17 protein-coding genes are annotated in these 17,772 nt (G+C 59.4%); 8 read left to right on the top strand and 9 right to left on the bottom strand.

The annotated features are described in order from the left end of the window. Positions 1–34 precede the first annotated feature (34 nt). Both ngg and SIAM614_RS29975 read right to left on the bottom strand, forming a co-directional pair. Entirely contained in the window at positions 35–1,816 is a 1,782-nt protein-coding gene (gene ngg / locus SIAM614_RS29980) for an N-acetylglutaminylglutamine synthetase (RefSeq protein ID WP_040441539.1), read from the bottom strand. Between the two features lie 2 nt (positions 1,817–1,818). Beyond that, positions 1,819–3,546: an N-acetylglutaminylglutamine amidotransferase gene (locus SIAM614_RS29975; RefSeq protein WP_324294012.1), complete on the bottom strand. Its 1,728-nt coding sequence runs from the start codon at positions 3,544–3,546 to the stop codon at positions 1,819–1,821. Between SIAM614_RS29975 and SIAM614_RS29970 the strand changes: the two genes are divergently transcribed. Further along, positions 3,454–4,155, top strand: a complete 702-nt coding sequence (locus SIAM614_RS29970; protein WP_324294011.1) for a MarR family winged helix-turn-helix transcriptional regulator — start codon at positions 3,454–3,456, stop codon at positions 4,153–4,155. The genes SIAM614_RS29975 and SIAM614_RS29970 overlap by 93 nt on opposite strands. A gap of 2 nt (positions 4,156–4,157) precedes the next feature. On the opposite strand, the gene SIAM614_RS29965 is transcribed toward SIAM614_RS29970, so the two are convergent. After that, on the bottom strand, positions 4,158–6,305 hold the full coding sequence (locus tag SIAM614_RS29965) for a sensor domain-containing phosphodiesterase (RefSeq protein WP_006940491.1): 2,148 nt from the start codon (positions 6,303–6,305) through the stop codon (positions 4,158–4,160). A gap of 452 nt (positions 6,306–6,757) precedes the next feature. Between SIAM614_RS29965 and SIAM614_RS29960 the strand changes: the two genes are divergently transcribed. Next, on the top strand, positions 6,758–8,182 hold the full coding sequence (locus SIAM614_RS29960; RefSeq protein WP_006940490.1) for a TrkH family potassium uptake protein: 1,425 nt from the start codon (positions 6,758–6,760) through the stop codon (positions 8,180–8,182). A gap of 62 nt (positions 8,183–8,244) precedes the next feature. After that, positions 8,245–8,949, top strand: a complete 705-nt coding sequence (gene sfsA / locus SIAM614_RS29955) for a DNA/RNA nuclease SfsA (protein WP_006940489.1) — start codon at positions 8,245–8,247, stop codon at positions 8,947–8,949. A 28-nt stretch (positions 8,950–8,977) separates the two neighbouring features. Here the strand turns inward: sfsA and SIAM614_RS29950 are convergent, their stop codons facing one another. The 5 genes from SIAM614_RS29950 to SIAM614_RS29930 form a co-directional block, all read right to left on the bottom strand. Further along, positions 8,978–9,658, bottom strand: a complete 681-nt coding sequence (locus SIAM614_RS29950; protein WP_040441538.1) for a L,D-transpeptidase — start codon at positions 9,656–9,658, stop codon at positions 8,978–8,980. Positions 9,659–10,087: 429 nt separating this feature from the next. Continuing rightward, complete coding sequence (gpt, locus tag SIAM614_RS29945) at positions 10,088–10,597, bottom strand: xanthine phosphoribosyltransferase (RefSeq protein WP_006940487.1); 510 nt, start codon at positions 10,595–10,597, stop codon at positions 10,088–10,090. Between the two features lie 15 nt (positions 10,598–10,612). Continuing rightward, positions 10,613–11,356 carry a competence/damage-inducible protein A gene (locus SIAM614_RS29940; protein ID WP_006940486.1) on the bottom strand — a complete coding sequence of 248 codons (744 nt, stop codon included), beginning with the start codon at positions 11,354–11,356 and terminating at the stop codon, positions 10,613–10,615. A gap of 73 nt (positions 11,357–11,429) precedes the next feature. Continuing rightward, the gene (locus tag SIAM614_RS29935; RefSeq protein ID WP_006940485.1) at positions 11,430–12,632 is read right to left on the bottom strand and encodes an FAD-dependent monooxygenase; all 1,203 of its coding nucleotides are present in this window, start codon (positions 12,630–12,632) and stop codon (positions 11,430–11,432) included. A 15-nt stretch (positions 12,633–12,647) separates the two neighbouring features. Beyond that, positions 12,648–12,893, bottom strand: a complete 246-nt coding sequence (locus SIAM614_RS29930; protein ID WP_006940484.1) for a zinc-finger domain-containing protein — start codon at positions 12,891–12,893, stop codon at positions 12,648–12,650. Between the two features lie 214 nt (positions 12,894–13,107). Here SIAM614_RS29930 and SIAM614_RS29925 point away from each other — a divergent pair, with 214 nt between their 5' ends. Together SIAM614_RS29925 and SIAM614_RS29920 are read left to right on the top strand one after the other, a co-directional pair. Continuing rightward, positions 13,108–13,863, top strand: coding sequence for an alpha/beta fold hydrolase (locus tag SIAM614_RS29925; RefSeq protein WP_006940483.1), 756 nt, complete (start codon positions 13,108–13,110; stop codon positions 13,861–13,863). 71 nt (positions 13,864–13,934) lie between these two features. After that, the gene (locus SIAM614_RS29920; RefSeq protein WP_006940482.1) at positions 13,935–14,819 is read left to right on the top strand and encodes an alpha/beta fold hydrolase; all 885 of its coding nucleotides are present in this window, start codon (positions 13,935–13,937) and stop codon (positions 14,817–14,819) included. A gap of 130 nt (positions 14,820–14,949) precedes the next feature. Here the strand turns inward: SIAM614_RS29920 and SIAM614_RS29915 are convergent, their stop codons facing one another. Then, on the bottom strand, positions 14,950–15,762 hold the full coding sequence (locus SIAM614_RS29915; RefSeq protein WP_006940481.1) for an enoyl-CoA hydratase: 813 nt from the start codon (positions 15,760–15,762) through the stop codon (positions 14,950–14,952). Positions 15,763–15,927: 165 nt separating this feature from the next. Here SIAM614_RS29915 and cysE point away from each other — a divergent pair, with 165 nt between their 5' ends. The 3 genes from cysE to rfbC form a co-directional block, all read left to right on the top strand. Next, positions 15,928–16,764 carry a serine O-acetyltransferase gene (cysE, locus tag SIAM614_RS29910; protein ID WP_006940480.1) on the top strand — a complete coding sequence of 279 codons (837 nt, stop codon included), beginning with the start codon at positions 15,928–15,930 and terminating at the stop codon, positions 16,762–16,764. A gap of 112 nt (positions 16,765–16,876) precedes the next feature. Next, positions 16,877–17,092: a DUF3126 family protein gene (locus tag SIAM614_RS29905; RefSeq protein ID WP_006940479.1), complete on the top strand. Its 216-nt coding sequence runs from the start codon at positions 16,877–16,879 to the stop codon at positions 17,090–17,092. A gap of 116 nt (positions 17,093–17,208) precedes the next feature. Then, positions 17,209–17,772: dTDP-4-dehydrorhamnose 3,5-epimerase (rfbC, locus tag SIAM614_RS29900; protein WP_006940475.1), on the top strand; the 564-nt coding region annotated here is incomplete at its 3' end.

Below are 17,772 nucleotides of genomic sequence, written 5' to 3'. Positions count from 1 at the left end.
TCGTTCAGATAGGAAATATCGATATTCAGCAAGGTCATTGTCCGGCCCGGTTCAAGGTCGTCCTGACGGGCTGTGGCACCGACAGGGGAAACAGGAAGTCCACGAAGCGTTCGGCAGTCGGCTGAGGTTCGTGATTGGCAAGCCCCGGCCGTTCGTTCGCCTCGATAAAGCGGTACTCCGGTTGTCGCGGGTCTTTGACCATCAAGTCAATGCCTGTCACCGGAATTTCAATGGCGCGTGCCGCCTTGATCGCCGCCTCTATGAGGGTGTGATGGGTTTCCCCGGTCACATCGTGGATGGTGCCGCCTGTATGAAGGTTCGCGGTGCGGCGAACCGCCAGTGTCTTGCCGGCCGGCAGAACATCGTCGAGTTGAAGGCCGTTTGCGCTGAGGCAGCGCAGCACCTCGTCGTCCACTTCAATTCTGGATTCGCCTCCCGTCGCCGCGGACCGGCGTCGAGACTGGATTTCGATCAGCTCGCCAATCGTTGCCTTGCCGTTGCCGGTGACCTCTGCCGGCTTGCGCAGGGCGGTCGCAACCACCTTGTAGTCGATCACCACAAGGCGCAGATCCTGGCCCGTAACGAATTCCTCCACCAGAACGTCGTTGGAGTAGGTGCGTGCAACATCGACGGCGGCCATCACGTCTTCGGTCTTTGTCAGTCCGATGGCAATGCCCTTGCCCTGTTCGCCGCGCGCAGGCTTGACGACCACCGAACCGTGTTCTTCCAGAAACGCTGCGACCTCGTCGGCGGAGCCAGCCAGGATCTGGTTCGGCACACAGACACCGGCACGTTGGACAATCCGGCGTGTCGTTGCCTTGTCATCGCAGATCGACATGGCGACGGCGCTTGTGAATTCGCTCAAGGATTCGCGGCAGGCAACCGAACGGCCACCATAAGACAGCCGGAAAAAGCCGCCTTCCGCGTCGATGATCTCGGCCTGGATGCCACGCCGCCGTGCTTCGTTCACGACAATGGTGGCGTAAGGGTTGAGCTTGTCTTCGACAGCAGGGCCTGCGAACAGCGCCTCGTTGATCGTGTTCTTGCGCTTGATGGTGAAATAGGGAACCCGTTCGAAGCCGAGCTTGTCGTAAAGCCCGATGGCAAGTTCGTTGTCGTGCAGCACCGACAGATCCATGTGCGGCGTGCCTTTGCCCTTGAAGACTTCCGCCATGCGCCGGACCAGGGCTTCGCCGATGCCCGGAAACCGGGCCTGGGGAGAAACTGCGAGACACCAGAGCGAGCTGCCGAGATCGGCGCCGTTGGTGGCTCGGCCGTGATCCACGCCCATGGCGGTGCCGACAATGACGCCGGTTTCGTCTTCCTCAGCCACAAGCACGGTGATGGTGCGCGGGTCGAGTTGCGACCAGAAGAACTCCGGCGGCACCGGCACCATGCCTCTTGTGAGATAAAGCTCGTTGATTGCCTCCGCATCGCTGCGCGAGGACAACCTGCGCACGGTAAAGCCCTTGCGCCGGTTGCGGGCAGGCCGGTAGGTCGCAAGATCCAGGCGGAACGTGTGGGACGGGTCCAGGAAAAGCTCCTGAGGCGCCGAGCCGACCAGAACATGCGGATCGCGAACGTAAAACGCGATGTCGCGTCTGTCCGGCCGTTCGTTGCGCAGCACCTCGACCAGCTTTTCGGTTTCGCCGTAGGTGTTGGCGAACACCAGCCGTCCCCAACCGCAATCGATGAAGCGGTTTTTCTGGGCTTCCGTCTCTTCCAGCCGGTATTCCGGCTTCAGGCCATGCTGGCGCATGCGTTTCAGGCGATGGTCGAACGCGCCCTTAGGTCGCGAAGGTTCATTCTCGGCCATGTTCAGACCTCCTGTGCCTGCAGCCACATTTCCAGAAGCGCGACCTGCCAAAGTTCCGAACCACGCAGCGGCGTGATGTATTTGGTCGGGTCGGCATAAAGTTTCTGCAGGTAAACCTCGTTGAAGAGGCCCCGTTCCCTGGCCGCCTGACTGGAAAGCGTGTCGCGCACCATGTCGAGGTAGTCACCCTGGATGTATTTCAGGGCCGGCACCGGGAAATAGCCCTTCGGACGGTCGATGACCGCGCTCGGAATGACCTTTCGTGCTGCTTCCTTCAAAACACCCTTGCCTTCCTGGGCCAGCTTGAATTCGGCCGGAATGCGCCCGGCGAGCTCGACCAGTTCGTGATCGAGGAAGGGCACGCGCGCTTCCAGACCCCAGGCCATGGAGTGGTTATCGACACGCTTGACCGGGTCGTCCACCAGCATGACGTTGGTGTCGAGCCGCAATGCCTTGTCGACGGGATCTTCCGCGCCCGGACGGGCAAAGTGCTGCTCGACAAATGCAAGGCTTTCATCCCGCTCGCAGTGATAGGCAGGCGAAACAGCCTCTGCCATCTGGGCTTCCGTGCGGTCGAAGAAGGCGGTGGCGTAGTCGGAAACCGGGCTGTTTGACCCCTTGAGCTTCGGATACCAGTGATAGCCGGCAAAGACCTCGTCGGCGCCCTGACCGGACTGGACCACGGTGATGTGTTTGGATACCTCACGCGACAGCAGATAGAAGCCGATGTTGTCGTAGGAGACCATCGGCTCCGACATCGCCTTGATCGCTCCGGGCAGGTTCGTCTGAAGCTCGGAAGAGGGGATAAAAATTTGATGGTGATTGGTTCCATAGTGCTCGGCAATCAAGTCCGAGTACTGGAACTCGTCGCCCTTTTCGCCGTGGGCTTCCTCGAAACCGATGGAGAACGTGGCAAGGCCTTTCTGACCTTCCTCGGCCAAGAGACCGACGATCAGGCTGGAATCCACACCGCCGGAGAGAAGAACGCCGACGGGAACGTCGGCCACCATGCGGCGGCGAACAGCGGTGCGCAGGCTTTCCAGAACCTCATCGCGCCAGTCGTCGGCGCTGCGGGCGAGATCTTCCGCTGATTTTTCAAACCGCGGCTCCCAGTAGGTATGCTCGGCGGAGCTGCCGTCGGCTTCAATCGTCCGCACGGTGGCGGCGGGCATCTTGCGCACACCGTTCAGGATCGTGCGCGGCGCGGGAACGACGGCGTGCCAGCTCATGTAGTGGTGCAGGGCGACGCGGTCGATCGACTTGTCGATGCCGCCACCGGCCAGCAGAGCGGGCAGGGAGGATGCAAAGGCAAGACGTCCGTTGGCTTCGCTCAGGTAAAGCGGCTTGATACCGAACCTGTCGCGAGCAAGGTGGATGCGGCCACTGTCGTGTTCGTGAATGGCGATGGCAAACATGCCATGGAACCTGGAAAAGCAATCCTTGCCCCACTCGGCCCAGGCCTTGAGGATGACCTCGGTGTCGCTGGTGGAGAAGAACGAATAACCGCGGTCCATGAGTTCGGTCCGCAGCTCCTGGTAATTATAGATGCAGCCGTTGAAGACCAGCGACAGGCCAAGCGCCATGTCGGTCATGGGCTGGGTACCACGTTCGCTGAGGTCAATAATTTTCAAGCGCCTGTGACCGAATGCGACCCGGCCGCGTTGCGTCACACCCATTCCGTCCGGGCCGCGCGCTGCCATTGCATCCGCCATCCGGCTGACCCGAACCACGTCTGCCTGGCTGCCATTGAAAACCACTTCGCCGCAAATGCCGCACATATTGAAAAAAATCTCCGTTTTGTAACTGGACGCGCACTATATAGAGCTCTAATCATTAGAGTTCAAATTAATAGAGGTGTAATGATGCAGGCGATGCAGTCATCGCAAGTGGTCAAGGCTATCCGGAAGATCGTCCGGGCCATTGACTTGCGCTCTCGCGAAGTGTCCAGGATGACCGGGCTTACGATCCCGCAAATCATTGTTTTACAAGGCATTCGAGATCTGGGAGAAGTAACGACCAAGGCTCTTTCAGACAATGCCGATCTGAGTTCGGCAACGGTTGTGACCATTCTCGATAAATTGGAAGAAAAGAGCCTCATTCAGCGATACAGATCCGTCTCGGACAGGCGAATCGTACATGCCAGGCTGACGCAAAAGGGCACGGAGGTCGCATCGAACCTGCCGGGCCTTCTGCATGACGAGTTCGAACGAAAGTTCGATAATCTCAAAGCCGAAGAGCGGGCAAATCTCGTTGCCTCCATCGAGCAAATTGCCGAAATGATGAATGCGCATAAACTGGATGCGTCCCCGATCCTGATGACTGGAAAGGTTTCAGGTTGAGATCACGCCCGCTGTTTCGAGGAATGGCTTGAGCCACCCGCAAGGGTATTGGATTTCAGCGCGACACCGAAGCTTTGCAATTGCGACTGAATGCGGTCTGCGGGCACCGCCGGGGAACAGATATAGCCCTGGATACCGTCGCACTTGTGGGTGACCGTCAGTGCAAATTCACCTGCTGTTTCGGCCCCCTCCGCAATCACGCGCAGCCCCAGGCTGCGGCCAAGGCGAACAATTGCTTCAAAGAGCTGTTCTCGCTGCGGGTGGCTGTCCGCTCCGGAAATGAAGGCGCGATCGATTTTCAGTTCCTGGAACGGCAGACGATGCAGATAACTCAGCGAGGAATATCCTGAGCCAAAGTCGTCCAGCGACAATTGCACGCCAATCTTCTGAAGCTGGGAGAGGATATCCATAACCAGTTGTTCCCTGGTGTCGACAAAGACATTTTCCGTTACTTCCAGACACAGGTAACTGGCCGGCAGCCCGTAGGTCTTCAAGGTCTGACGCACTGTCTCGGCAAAGCTGGACTGGCGGAATTGAAGCGGTGAAACGTTGATCGAAACCTGACCGAATTCGAACCCGGCCTGCCGCCACTGCGCCGCCTGCTTGCAGGCCGTTTCCAGCACATATCCGCCAAGCTCCAGGATAAGTCCGGTTTTTTCGGCGATCGGAATGAACTCAGCCGGGGGGATGTCGCCGCGTTTTTCGTGCGGCCAGCGGAGCAGGGCCTCCAGGCCGATGAGACGGCCATCAGCGGGACAAACCTGAGGCTGGTAGTGCAGAACGAGCTGACGGGTCTGGAGCGCGGCCCGAAGCAGCGTCTCCGTCAGCATTTCGCTCTGAACCCGGTCATTGAGCGGCGGGGAGAAGAATTCGTATCGTGCGCCTGCGCCTGCGCTTCGTTTCGCTGCCCTCAAGGCGAGACCGGCCATACGATGAGCGGTTTCCGCATCTTCTGCGTCCTGTGGCAACAAGGCGATGCCGATACTTGGTTCCACATGGATTTCACCTTCTTCCATCTGGAAGGGCACGGACAGCATGTCGATTGCCTGCACGGCGTAGTCTTCCGCGATCGCGCCTTTACCGTCGAACGGAAGAAGAATGCAAAAGTCATCTGCGGAGATGCGTGCGATTTGCGCGCTCGGACCAAAGATGTTCGCAAGCCGGACGTAGGCCTGCAACAGCACCCGATTGCCGACCTGCTGGCCAAAAGTGTCGTTGACCTTTGCAAAGCCGTTGAAATCCAGATGGATGAGGGACGCGGAAAAGGAACCGGACTTCGCTCTCCGTAACGCTTCGCTCAGGTCGGAAAAATATCTGGCGCGATTGCCCGCGGTCGTTACCGGGTCCGTATAGGCAAGCTTGTGCAACTTGTCCTGAAGGTCTGTAACCCTTTCGAGCCCATGCGCCAGATCACCGATTTCGTCCCGCCGGTCCGTGAAGGGAATACGCTTTGGTTGGAGGCCGGCGGCGAGTTCATCGGCCACCTTTGCCAGTCGGCGCAAGGGGCGCAATTCGAAGCGTAAAACCACTCCGCCAATGAGGATTACGGCAATCAGAATGATGAGGGCCGCAGGGGCTATGCGGGTCTTCAGGCGGTTTTCGGCCAGAGCCAGGTCGTCCACCCAGCCGACGTCGACTGCAAGCGCACCGGCGACCTTGCCGCCTTCGGTGACAATCGGTGTCAGATAGGCGAGACGAAACCTGCCTTGAACCGGAACGTTGCCGGAAAAAGGCTGCCCGGCTGAAAGGCTGGCAAAGGCAGGGTGTCCTTCACCGATCGAATAAGCCGACGGAGGGACGCCCCCGGGGTAGGGAAACGTGGTCGCAAGACTGTCGAAGGTGCCGGTCCTGGGCGACCATTTGAACAGATTGACTGCGCCCTGATTGGTCTTGCCGATGGTTTCGACCAGCGCATCCAGTTTTTCGCCGGGTTCGAGCAATTCGCCGGCAGTTGCGCCGGGAACGCGTATAAGGATCGGGGCGCCGGAGCCTGCGAATTCGGGAAGAAGCCTGTCATTCGTTCCATACCGTAGTATCGACGCGGCCGTGTGGGCTGCCCGGTCAAGCCTAGTGGACGCGTTTTCCTGAGTGGTTCTGGATAATTCAAGATAGGCAAGGCCGGAGATCAGCCCGATGCTGCAGAACACCATGACGAGCAGGGTAATGCTGATCCTGAATACAAGCGAGTGTAGGCCGAGCCGTTTTATTGCACCAAATCCTCGTTAATTTCACGTATAAGGGGCTGGATCGACAGTCAGCACGCAAAAGTAATTCTCATTCGCTACGAAATCCTGAACAGGGTCAAGAGAGTTGGTGGAAAGCGGTCGTGCCGGTGCTGATGTCGCACGGGGATATCCGGCGCACCGTTGTGGCTGAACGCCAGCCGAAAGCAAATGCAGGCACCTACGCCGGGACGCACCACGCCTGTCATTGATCAAGAGGGGAGGGCGGTCGCCGTCATCTTCCGGGGAACGCGCTCCAAAGCCATTGGAAAATCGGCAGAAAGGCGTTAGGACGGGTGGTTGGTTCGGCAGTTCGCGTAATGGCCGATCTGCACAGTGTTTTTCGGGAAGACTGATACTTGATTTCTCTCAGACCAGTTTTGAACGTTCTCGGATTTCTGTATGTCGGCCTGGCGACAGCCATGCTCATTCCGGCGATCGTGGACGTGGCCCAGAAAAACGCCGATTGGCAGGCCTTCGTCTTTTCCGCGCTTCTGACGGGCATGATCGGCATGCTGCTGTCCCTTGCCGTCGGCGGCTCGCTGCGCGAGGGACTGGACACCCGGCAGACGTTCGTCCTCACGACACTCGCCTGGACCACCTTGCCGGCCTTCGGCGCACTGCCGTTTCTGTGGCTGGGCATCGGCTACGCGGACGCGGTTTTCGAGGCTGTCTCCGGCTTTACCACCACCGGGTCCACCGTTCTGACGGGCATCGACAGCCTGCCGCCAGGATTGCTGGTCTGGCGGTCGCTGATGCAGTGGATGGGCGGCGTCGGTATCATCGTCATGGCCATCGTGCTGCTGCCGTTCCTGAGGATCGGCGGTATGCAGCTTTTCCAGAGTGAGAACTCCGACCGGTCGGAAAAGATCGTCAGTCGCTCGGTGGAACTGATCCGCCTGATCGGGCTTGCCTATCTGTTCCTGACCTTCCTGTGCATTGTCGCCTATCTGATCACCGGCATTGAGCTGTTTGATGCCTTCAACCACGCCCTGACCACGATTGCGACGGGCGGGTTTTCCACCCACGACCAGTCCTTCGGCTATTTCACCAATCCCGCGTCCGGGTGGGTTGCGATTGTCTTCATGATCATCGGGGCCCTGCCGTTCGTGCTTATCGTGCAGGCCTTGCGTGGCCATCCGCTGCTGCTCTGGCGCGATCCGCAGGTGCGGGCGCTGCTCGGGTTTCTGGCCGTCGTCGCGATGACTCTGACCGTCTACCTCGGCCTCAATATGCACTTTCCCTTTGATGAGGCCCTGCTGAGAGCCACCTTCAATGTGGTTTCCATCGTAACCGGCACCGGCTATGCGCTGGGCGACTATTCGCAATGGGGTGCGCCGGTCGTCGGCATCGCGCTGCTGCTGATGTTCGTCGGCGGTTGTACCGGTTCGACGACCGGCGGCATCAAGATTTTCCGTTTTCTGGTGTTCTTCGGCACGGTCCGAGCGCATCTGCGCCGTATGGTGCGGCCGCACCGGATCATGTCGGAAGAATACGGCGGCACCAGACTGACGCCTGAATTGTCGTTTTCGGTTCTGGCTTTCCTCGTCGTTTACATGGGATCGGTCGGCATCATCACGGTTGCCTTGTCCTTCTTCGATCTGGATCTGGTCACCGCCATTTCCGCCGCGGCCACATCGGTGGGCAATGTCGGACCGGGCCTGGGGCCGGTTATCGGCCCAGCAGGCCATTTCGCGCCCTTGCCGGATGGCGCCAAGTGGCTGCTGTCCTTTGCGATGCTGGTCGGCCGCCTTGAGCTGTTCACAATCCTGGTTCTTCTTGATCCGGATTTCTGGTCCAAGTGACCCTCTGGCTCACCTGAACAAGCGGGGCCGTCCGGCCCTGATCTGCATGAGAGAGACCTGTCATGAAGTTTTCCGCGCCCCTCGTCAGCGGCCGTCTGGTCAAGCGTTACAAGCGCTTTCTTGCCGATGTTCTTCTGGACGACGATGGCGGTGCAATCACGGCGCATTGCGCCAATCCGGGGTCGATGCTGGGTTTGAAGGAGCCGGGTTCACGGGTCTGGCTGTCGGCTTCGGACAATCCAAAACGGAAGCTCAAATATTCCTGGGAAGTGATCGAGGCTGACGGAGCACTGGTGGGGATCAACACGGCGCATCCCAACAAACTGGTGGAAGAAGCGCTTGAGGCAGGACGGATTTCCGGGCTGGCAGGATATGAAACCCTGCGCCGTGAGGTGAAATACGGCAAGAACTCGCGCATCGACATTCTGCTGGAAGGCGCGGATGGCGCGAAGACCTACGTGGAAGTGAAGAACGTCCACCTGATGCGCGAAGCAGGACTTGCTGAATTTCCCGACAGTGTCACCGCGCGTGGCGCAAAGCATCTTGTGGAACTGAGCGATATGGTGGCCGAGGGCCACCGCGCGGCGATGGTGTTTCTGGTGCAGCGGCCCGACTGCAGCCGGATGAGTCTGGCGGACGACATCGACCCTGCCTACGCAGCCGCCTTTGCCGAGGCGAGACGCGCCGGGGTGGAGGCCTTTGCAATCGGTTGCGATGTCCGGCTTGACGGCATCGATGCGGTCAAGCCGGTCGAGATCATCGCCTGAGCCAAGCCAGACTGGGTGGCGGCGGCTATTACGCCTGCCGCACGACAACGGGCGTGCCGTTTGGCACACGGTTATACAGATCGATGATGTCCTGCTGGAGCAGGCGCACACAGCCGGACGACACGGCTTTGCCGATGGACCAGGTTTCGGACGTGCCGTGCAGGCGGTAGAGCGTGTCACGGGTGCCTTCGAAAATATAAAGCGCCCGCGCGCCCAACGGGTTGTCGAGGCCCGGCGGCATGCCGTTCCTGTATTTCTCCAGTTCGGGCTGTCGGTCGATCATTTCTGCAGGCGGGGTCCACTTGGGCCAGACCGCCTTGCGGGCGATGCGTGCACGGCCGCCCCAGGCAAACCCTTCCCGGCCGATGCCGACGCCATACCGCATTGCCTGGCCGCCCTCCATGGTCAGATAGAGAAACCGGTTGGGCGTATCGACGATGATCGTGCCGGCAGGTTCGGGTGCGGCGTAGTTGACCAGTTGGCGATAGTAGACCGGATTGATCTTGGACAGATCCACTGCCGGGATCGGGTAGGGTTCTTCAGGCATTGCCCGGTACATCTGAAGGTACTCGGGCGATATGCGCACAGCTCCTCCCGAACCATTGGCTGGGTAACCTGGACCGGCAAGTTGTCCGGTTCGCTGGCTGGAAGCGCAGCCGGTCACAAGAGCGGCTGCGGCGGAGGCAAGGAACAAACGTCTGGTGAGCATTCCGTTTCCCGAATTAGGCTGTCTGAGGATGTTTTCCTAAAGGCAACGCATGAAAGGCGCCAAAGTTCTGATTTGCCGTGTTTTTTATCTCGGCAGTCTGAGGTGCCTTGGTGGAATGACTTTATGACCCAGACGCAAATCGACCGGCCAGACGTGATGTCTGACCGGCCGATTGTCGAATTAATAGAAAATGTCCTGAGAGGCTGACTGGAAAGTATCAGAGGACGCAGTTGTCGTGGTTGCTGTCACGAACTTCCGCCTTTCCCAGTTGTCATCCCCGCGAAAGCGGGGACCTAGTAACCTCATGGTGTCCTGGTTTCCCGCTTTCGCGGGAATGACAATGTGGTTGAAGCAATCGCCCCGGTGCACCACTTTCGGGTCTGACAATGAGGACGCGGACAGGGGCTTAGCCTGTCCGTGGAACGGGGGTCAGCCCGCGGTTTCCTTGGCGAGCGGCGGCTGAAACTGCCAGCCCATGTCCCAGGGGAAGTAGATCCAGGTGTCCTGCGAAACTTCCGTGATGAAAGTGTCGACCATGGGCACGCCAACCGGCTTTGCGTAAACGGTCGCGTAATGCGCCTTCGGCAGCATTTCGCGAACGACCTTCATGGTCTTGCCGGTGTCGACCAAATCATCGATGACCAGAACGCCGCTGCCTTCGCCGTCTTCCAGATCAACGACCTTGGGGTCGATCGGCTTGATGACCTTGAGCGAGCCCTGGCTGTCGTAATCATGATAGGAGGCAATGCAGACGGTTTCGATGGTGCGGATGCCGAGTTCGCGCGCAACGATGCCGGCCGGCACCAGTCCGCCACGGGTGATGCAGACGATGGCTTTCCATTCGCCTTCGCTCGACAGGCGCCAGGCCAGAGCGCGGGAATCTCTGTGAAACATGTCCCAGGAAACAGGGAATGCTTTGTTTTGGGCTGGGTTTTCCATTTCTAGTCCTTCAGATTATCCCGATAGGTCTGCGACTGCTTCCGCCACGTCCTTGACCGCGGCCATCAGTATGGCCTCGTCGCGCGAGCGGATCACGATTTGTGTGCTGAACTTGCCGTCCGTCGCTCTCGGATAAGAGCCGATCAGGGTTTGCGGATGTGCATCCTGAATGGCGGCGAGGCGCTCGGCGATGCGGCTCTCGGGCATGTCGGCGGCAACCGTTTCCGACAGCATCTTCTTGCCTGTCCGCAAGTCAGGTGCGAGCGCGTCCATCATCGCCTGCATGATGGAAGGAACGCCCGCCATGACGTGAACGTTTTCCAGCCGGAAGCCGGGGGCCTTGGACACCTTGTTTTCAATGAGGTCGGCGCCTTCCGGAATCCGGGCCATCCGCTGGCGGGCGGGGGTGAATTGTCCCGGCGGGTAATGGGGTTCCATGATGGCGACGGCACGCGGATCGAGGTTCAGCGGGACCCCGAACGCTTCGGCGATGCTTTCCGCGGTGATGTCGTCGTGAGTCGGGCCGATGCCTCCGGAGGTGAACACGTAGTCGTAACGTGCCCGCAACGCATTGACGGCGCCGATGATTTCCGGCTTTTCGTCCGGAACAATGCGCACTTCCTTCAGGTCGATCCCGAGCGCTGTCAGGTAATCGGCGAGGAAGCCGATGTTCTTGTCCTTGGTGCGGCCGGACAGGATCTCGTCACCGATGACCAGAAACGCAGCCGTTACAACGTCATCCGCCCTCTGACCGGTCATCTTCGCACTCCCTGACACATGGATGGGGATTGGCTTTATCCCAGCTTGAGGCCGGGCTCAAGCGAAAGCGGGCTTATTGCCCGGGGGTCCAGCCATAAATATCGTCGAACCGGGCGGCGAGGCTCTCCGGTTTCGACAGACGCAACACGGTGTCGCGGGCAAAGGCCATGGCGCCGCCGTAGTGAAACGTGCGGGCATTCTTGAAGGAAATGCCCTGGATGTGCTGGACCCTGTCTTTGCGTTGCCGCTCAAAGGCCCGGAAGGCGGCGGGAATGTTGTCAACGTTCTGCGGCATATGCTGCGCCAGCACGGCCGCATCCTCTATGGACATTCCCGCGCCCTGGGCCATGAATGGCAGCATCGCATGAGCGGCATCGCCGATGAGGGCAATGCTGCCATGGGTCCAGGGACCCGCAGCGCTGACGCTGCACAGCGCCCATTTCAACCAGGTTTCGGGGATCGTGAGAAGGTTGCGAACCTCAGTCGGCCAGTCCCGGAAGATCTTCAGAAGGGTTTCCTTGTTGGCCTTTGCAGACCAGGTTTCATCCTTCCAGGATTCTTCGACAAGCCCGACGATATTGAGTTCCCGTCCGCCGCGAACCGGGTAATGCACGAGATGCGCACTCTTGTGGAACCACAGGTTGGCATCCTGCCGCCAGCGTGCGGGAACCGCATCGATCGGCACAGTTGCCCTGTAGGCTACCTGGCCGCTGAAATGTGCATCTTCATGCCCGGGGACGAGCCTGCGGGTTTTGGACCAGACACCGTCTGCACCGATAAGCGCCTTGCAATGCAGATTTCCGGTGACCTCTTCATCCTGGAAGATGCAGGTCAGAGGGTCGTAGGGAGAGGCTTCCAGATCGAGCACTTCGCTGGAAAGGCGCAGGGAAATGCCGTCTGTGGCTTGTACACGCTCCAGCAGAACGCGTTGCAGGTCTGCCCGGTGGATTTCCCAGAAGGGATAGCCGTGACGCTCCTTCAGAAAGGCACCCATGGTGACCCTGGCCAGCTCTTCACCGGATTTTGCCGACCAGATTTTTACAAAGTCCGGCGCATATGCATAGGGAGCCAGATCTTCCAGCAGGCCGAGCTGGTCCAGCACGGAGCAGGCATTGGGGGATAGCTGCAGACCGGCGCCGACTTCCGACAGTTGCCGCGCCTTGTCCATAAGGACGATCTCATGACCTTGAGCGCGCAGGCTGAGAGCGGCCGTGAGACCGCCGATGCCGGCGCCGGCAATGATGATCGGGTGACCGATCTCGCCATTGTTGCTCATGATCAGGCCAATTTATCAGGCGGCAGCAGGTGCCCAGGTGCAGTCTGAAGGCGAGGATTCGGTTGCCTGCAGTGTTTTGTCGAACTTGTAGAGCGTGGAGCAATAAGGGCAAACCACTTCGTTCTCACTGCCCATGTCCAGAAACACATGCGGGTGATCGAACGGAGGATTTGCGCCGATGCACATGAATTCCCGTGCGCCGATGGCCACCGAATCGTGTCCGCTGGAGTTCTGGAAATGCGGGACGACATGATCCGCCATGTTGAAATTCCTCTGTCTCGAAAGGGTCGGACCCCGATAGCAAATTTTGCGGACCATATCCATTTGTAAAATATATGGGTAGACCCGTAGTCTGCGATCCACAACCGCAGGCGGGCTGCACCTGAAGCTGGAAATGGGCTTTACCTTCGCCGCCTAAACCCCTTACTCTACCGTGCAATTAGATATTCCGTTTACGTAAGGGTTAAAGTCTTAGATGCCTCAATTCGAGTTCGACGGTGTGAGGATCGCCTATCAGGATCAAGGCGAGGGCGACCCGATCCTGCTGATCCACGGGTTTGCATCCAACAAGCAGGTGAACTGGCAGTACCCCGGCTGGGTCGACTTGCTGGTGGGCGATGGCAGGCGCGTGATCACCATCGACAATCGCGGCCACGGCGACAGCCAGAAATTCTACGATCCGGCCGCCTATGGCGCGCCGGTCATGGCGGAGGATGCCAAGCGCCTGCTCGATCACCTGAACATCGAACGGGCCGACGTCATGGGTTACTCCATGGGCGCGCGGATTTCCGCGTTTCTGACCCTCAATCATCCGGACAGGGTTCGGCGCGCGATCTTCAGCGGTCTTGGCTACGGCATGATTTCCGGGGTGGGCGATCCGGAGCCGATTGCAGCAGCGCTTGAGGCCGACCGAATCCAGGACATTTCCGACCGCACGGGGCGGGCCTTCCGGGCTTTTGCCGAGCAGACGGGATCCGACCGGCGGGCGCTGGCGGCCTGCATGCGCTCTTCCCGGCAGAAAATCAGCGAGGAAGACGTCGCACGTATCGAGCGCCCTGTCCTGATTGCCGTTGGCACGAAGGATGACATTGCCGGGTCGCCGCACAAACTGGCGGCATTGATCCCGCATGCGGAAGTTCTTGAGATCCCGGGTCGCGATCACATGGTTGCGGTGGGCGACAAGGTGCACAAACAGGGCGTTCTGGCGTTCCTGAACAATGTAGAAGCGTAAGGCTCGATACCGCCGGACGGCGTGCCCTGACAGGCGTTCGGCAAAGGTGATCGGGCTGCGAGGGAGGTTGCATGGGGCCGAAGCGTGTTGAATTCCAGGGGGCGGAGAAGAACAGTCTGGTTGCAGATCGCTACGGGGTAGGGGATCTGCCAGTGATCATGCTCCACGGCGGTGGTCAGACCCGGCATTCGTGGGACGGAGCGGCGCGCAGGATCGCGGATCTCGGCCACCCGGTCTATTCGCTGGACCAGCGCGGGCACGGAGAAAGCGACTGGGTCGCTTCCGGCAATTACACATTCGACGATTTCGCCAAGGACCTTGTGGCTGTCACCCGTCAGGTTGAAGCCCTGCACAAGGCAAGCCCGGTTGTTGTCGGTGCATCGCTGGGCGGCTTTGCCGGCATGCTGGCAGAAGGACAGGAAAACACAGGCGGTCTTTCCGCACTGGTGCTGGTGGACATCACACCGCGGATCGACATGGGCGGTGTTGCCAAGATCCTGGGCTTCATGGGCGACAGGGTCGATGATGGCTTTGCCGATGTGGAAGAGGCCGCCGATGCGATTGCCCGTTATCTGCCGAACCGGGCTCGGCCGAAGGATCTGTCCGGCCTGTCGAAGAACCTTCGTCTCCACGCCGATGGCCGCTATCGCTGGCATTGGGATCCGGCGTTCCTGAAGTCCAAACATCATCAGGATGAGGACAAGGCGGTGGAATCCCAGCAGCGCATGCTGGCAGCAGCCGGCAATCTTTCTCTGCCGGTTTTGCTGATCCGGGGGCAGAACTCCGAACTGGTCTCGATGGACCATGTACGCGAGTTTCAGGCGCAAGTCCCGCACGCGAAATTTACCGATATTCGAGACGCCGGGCACATGGTTGCCGGTGATCGCAACGATGTCTTTGCCGGAGCGGTAGAAGACTTCCTGATCGCGCTCAAATCCGACGCGGCCATGGCCTGAGGCCGAGCGGGCGGTCAAGCACCGGCAAGCGCTTGCTCTCCGGCCGAAGCCGAATTGAGGAGTCGTTTCAACGTCCTGGCCCTAACGGTTCAGAGGTTGATTCAGGTAAGGGTTCGGGTCGCCTTTGCCGTCAGACGCCTGTAAACACCGGTGCTCTTTTTTCCAGAAAGGCCCTGCAGCCTTCGCGGTAGTCGGCGCTGTCGACGCAGGCTTGTGCGTTGGCGAGATCGGCAGCTGCGTCAGTCTGACTGCCGGGCTGGGCCAGCCGGTTGATGGCCTGCTTTGCCGCCTTCAGCGAAAGAGGTGCATTGGCGCACAGCACCTCGCTGAGGGCCTCGATGCGACGGTTCAGCTCCGTTTCGTCCACCACCTCGTTGACGAGGCCCATATCGAGCGCCTTTTCCGCCGTCAAGCGCTCGGCCGAAAACAGCAGTCTCTTGGCGTTGGAAGGCGAAACAGCTTCCAGCAGATCGCCGAGCGCTTCAGGCGGATAGGCAAGCCCAAGCCGGGCTGCGGGAATGGCGAAGAAGGCAGAGCGCGTGGCGATACGCAGGTCACAGGCGAGTGCGATGCCCAGCCCACCGCCAAGGCATGGGCCTTCGATTGCCGCAATGACCGGAACCGGCAGAGCCTTCAGAGCCTTGAAGGCGGCGACATTGATGTCGTCATAGCGTTTGGCAGCCTCCGGCGTGGAGCGGATGGCTTCGAATTCCGAAATGTCAGCACCTGCGCAAAAGCTCTTGCCCCCGGCGCCTCGCACAATGCACACCCGGATGGCAGGATCCTGTGCCAGCTCCGCCAGCAGGCCCGGGATTGCCAGCCAGGCAGCAAGCGGCAGCGCGTTTTTCCTGTCCGGTGCATTCAGCACAAGTTCCGCAATCTGACCGCTGCGAACCACCATCGGGTTGCCGGAAGGGGCTGTTTGGGACGTTTGCGTAGGCATGACTTAACCTCAAAATACGATTCAGTTCGCAAGGTGCTGAAAATCTTCGGGTATCAGGGTTCATTCGAGACAGTCATATCTGATATCAGGAAGTTTGATTTGGGAATATCAGACGACAGTCCTATTTTAAGGGCTACTCGTGACGGCTTGAAAAGGAGATAGGCCATGTCAGCACCGATCGGCAAGACCGGTTTGAAAGAAGTTCCGACGCATGATCCGGTCTGGCATCAATTGCGGGATGAAGCACAAGCGATGGTCGCGGCAGAGCCGGCCCTGTCGTCCTTCGTCTATGAAACGGTTCTGAACCACGACAGCCTGGAAGAGGCCGTGGTTCATCGCCTTGGCGACCGGCTGGGCCGGGACATCGTTTCCGCATCGCTGATCCGCCAGACCTACCTTGAAGCGCTGGCCGACGAGCCGGAGCAGGCCAAGATCTTCCGTGTCGACATTGTAGCTGTCTTCGACCGCGACCCGGCATGCTTCCGCTTCCTGGAACCCGTGCTCTACTTCAAGGGATTTCACGGTTTGCAGACTCACCGGCTGGCGAACTGGCTTTGGCGCCGGGGCCGCAAGGATTTTGCCCTTTATCTGCAAAGCCGTTCCTCGGAAGTGTTTCAGATCGACATCCATCCGGCTGTCCCTGTGGGGCAGGGTATCTTCATCGACCATGGCACAGGCATCGTCGTTGGCGGCACTGCGGTGATCGAGGATGATGTGTCGATTCTGCAGGGGGTGACCCTTGGCGGGACCGGCAAGGAGGATGGCGACCGTCATCCGAAAATCCGCCGCGGTGTCTTGCTCGGTGCGGGCGCCAAGGTGCTTGGCAACCTGGAAATCGGCCATTGCTCACGCATTGCGTCGGGATCGGTCGTGCTTCAGGACGTGCCTGCAAACACCACCGTTGCCGGGGTTCCGGCCAAGATTGTCGGCAAGGCAGGGTGCGCAGAACCGGCGCGCAGCATGAATCAACTGCTCGGCGAAGATGCCAGTCAATCGAATTGAATTTCCGGTTTCAGGAAGACGGGGAAAGCTTGCGGAAAGGCTTTGGCATTTCCGTTCGCTCCTGTAGGGTCCGCGCCAGAATGATGATGAAAGAAAAGAACAGGAGAGCGCCGTGAAACCCGACGAAATCCGAAAGATCGAAGCCTATCTGCGTTCGAAGTTCGAGAACAAGACCATCAAGGTGCAGGCCCGTCCGCGCAAGGACGACTCTGCAGAGGTTTACATTGGCGATGAATTCATCGGCGTCATCTTCCGTGATGATGAGGATGAAGACCTGAGCTGGAACTTCCAGATGGCGATCCTGGAAATCGATCTGGACGAAGTCTGAGGTTCAGGCTTTCTATGGTTACATGAAAAAGGCACGAAAATCTTGTAAGGGTTTGCGGGAGGCCTGCTTTGAAGCGGGACTTTCGCGAAGCCTGACCGCGAAGCCGAAACGGATTCATGCTTGAAGTAATTGAACTGGACATTCCCGAAGTCAGAATTCTCTGCCCGAAGCGGCATGGTGACAGCCGTGGTTTCTTTTCCGAAACCTACAACAAGGCTCTGCTGAGCGACGCCGGAATAGACATCGATTTCATACAGGACAATCACGCCTATTCCGCGGAAAAGGGAACGGTTCGCGGGCTGCATTACCAGATGCCGCCCTTCGCACAGGACAAGCTGGTGCGGGTTGTGCGCGGCGCGATACTGGATGTTGCTGTCGATCTGCGGGTGGGGTCTCCGACCTACGGCCAGCATGTGTCGTCGGTCATCTCCGCTGAAAATGGAAAGCAGATCCTGGTTCCCACAGGGTTTGCCCACGGACTGGTGACGCTGGAGCCGCACACCGAGGTTCTTTACAAGGTGTCGCAATACTACGCCCCGGAGCACGACCGGGGCATCTTGTGGAACGATCCCGAACTCGCCATCGATTGGGGTCTGGCTGAAGCCGATGCCGTCCTCTCGCCAAAAGACCGAAAATTGCCAAGGCTTGCCGAAGTCGCCGCCTGTTTTTCTTACCCGGAG

Origin of the sequence: Roseibium aggregatum IAM 12614, from assembly GCF_000168975.1 — a bacterium.
In the GTDB taxonomy this organism is placed as follows: Bacteria; Pseudomonadota; Alphaproteobacteria; order Rhizobiales; family Stappiaceae; genus Roseibium; species Roseibium aggregatum.
Note: the sequence above shows the minus strand (reverse complement) of the source record. Positions and strands in the feature narration are given on the sequence as shown.

Excerpts from the sequence above, each read along its gene's own strand:
- sfsA (WP_006940489.1), top strand. The coding sequence starts at position 8,245 with ATGAAGTTTTCCGCGCCCCTCGTCAGCGGCCGTCTGGTCAAGCGTTAC.
- SIAM614_RS29940 (WP_006940486.1), bottom strand. The coding sequence starts at position 11,356 with ATGACCGGTCAGAGGGCGGATGACGTTGTAACGGCTGCGTTTCTGGTC.
- gpt (WP_006940487.1), bottom strand. The coding sequence starts at position 10,597 with ATGGAAAACCCAGCCCAAAACAAAGCATTCCCTGTTTCCTGGGACATG.
- SIAM614_RS29930 (WP_006940484.1), bottom strand. The coding sequence starts at position 12,893 with ATGGCGGATCATGTCGTCCCGCATTTCCAGAACTCCAGCGGACACGAT.
- SIAM614_RS29915 (WP_006940481.1), bottom strand. The coding sequence starts at position 15,762 with ATGCCTACGCAAACGTCCCAAACAGCCCCTTCCGGCAACCCGATGGTG.
- SIAM614_RS29965 (WP_006940491.1), bottom strand. The coding sequence starts at position 6,305 with ATGGTGTTCTGCAGCATCGGGCTGATCTCCGGCCTTGCCTATCTTGAA.
- SIAM614_RS29950 (WP_040441538.1), bottom strand. The coding sequence starts at position 9,658 with ATGCTCACCAGACGTTTGTTCCTTGCCTCCGCCGCAGCCGCTCTTGTG.
- ngg (WP_040441539.1), bottom strand. The coding sequence starts at position 1,816 with ATGGCCGAGAATGAACCTTCGCGACCTAAGGGCGCGTTCGACCATCGC.
- cysE (WP_006940480.1), top strand. The coding sequence starts at position 15,928 with ATGTCAGCACCGATCGGCAAGACCGGTTTGAAAGAAGTTCCGACGCAT.
- SIAM614_RS29925 (WP_006940483.1), top strand. The coding sequence starts at position 13,108 with ATGCCTCAATTCGAGTTCGACGGTGTGAGGATCGCCTATCAGGATCAA.
- SIAM614_RS29920 (WP_006940482.1), top strand. The coding sequence starts at position 13,935 with ATGGGGCCGAAGCGTGTTGAATTCCAGGGGGCGGAGAAGAACAGTCTG.
- SIAM614_RS29935 (WP_006940485.1), bottom strand. The coding sequence starts at position 12,632 with ATGAGCAACAATGGCGAGATCGGTCACCCGATCATCATTGCCGGCGCC.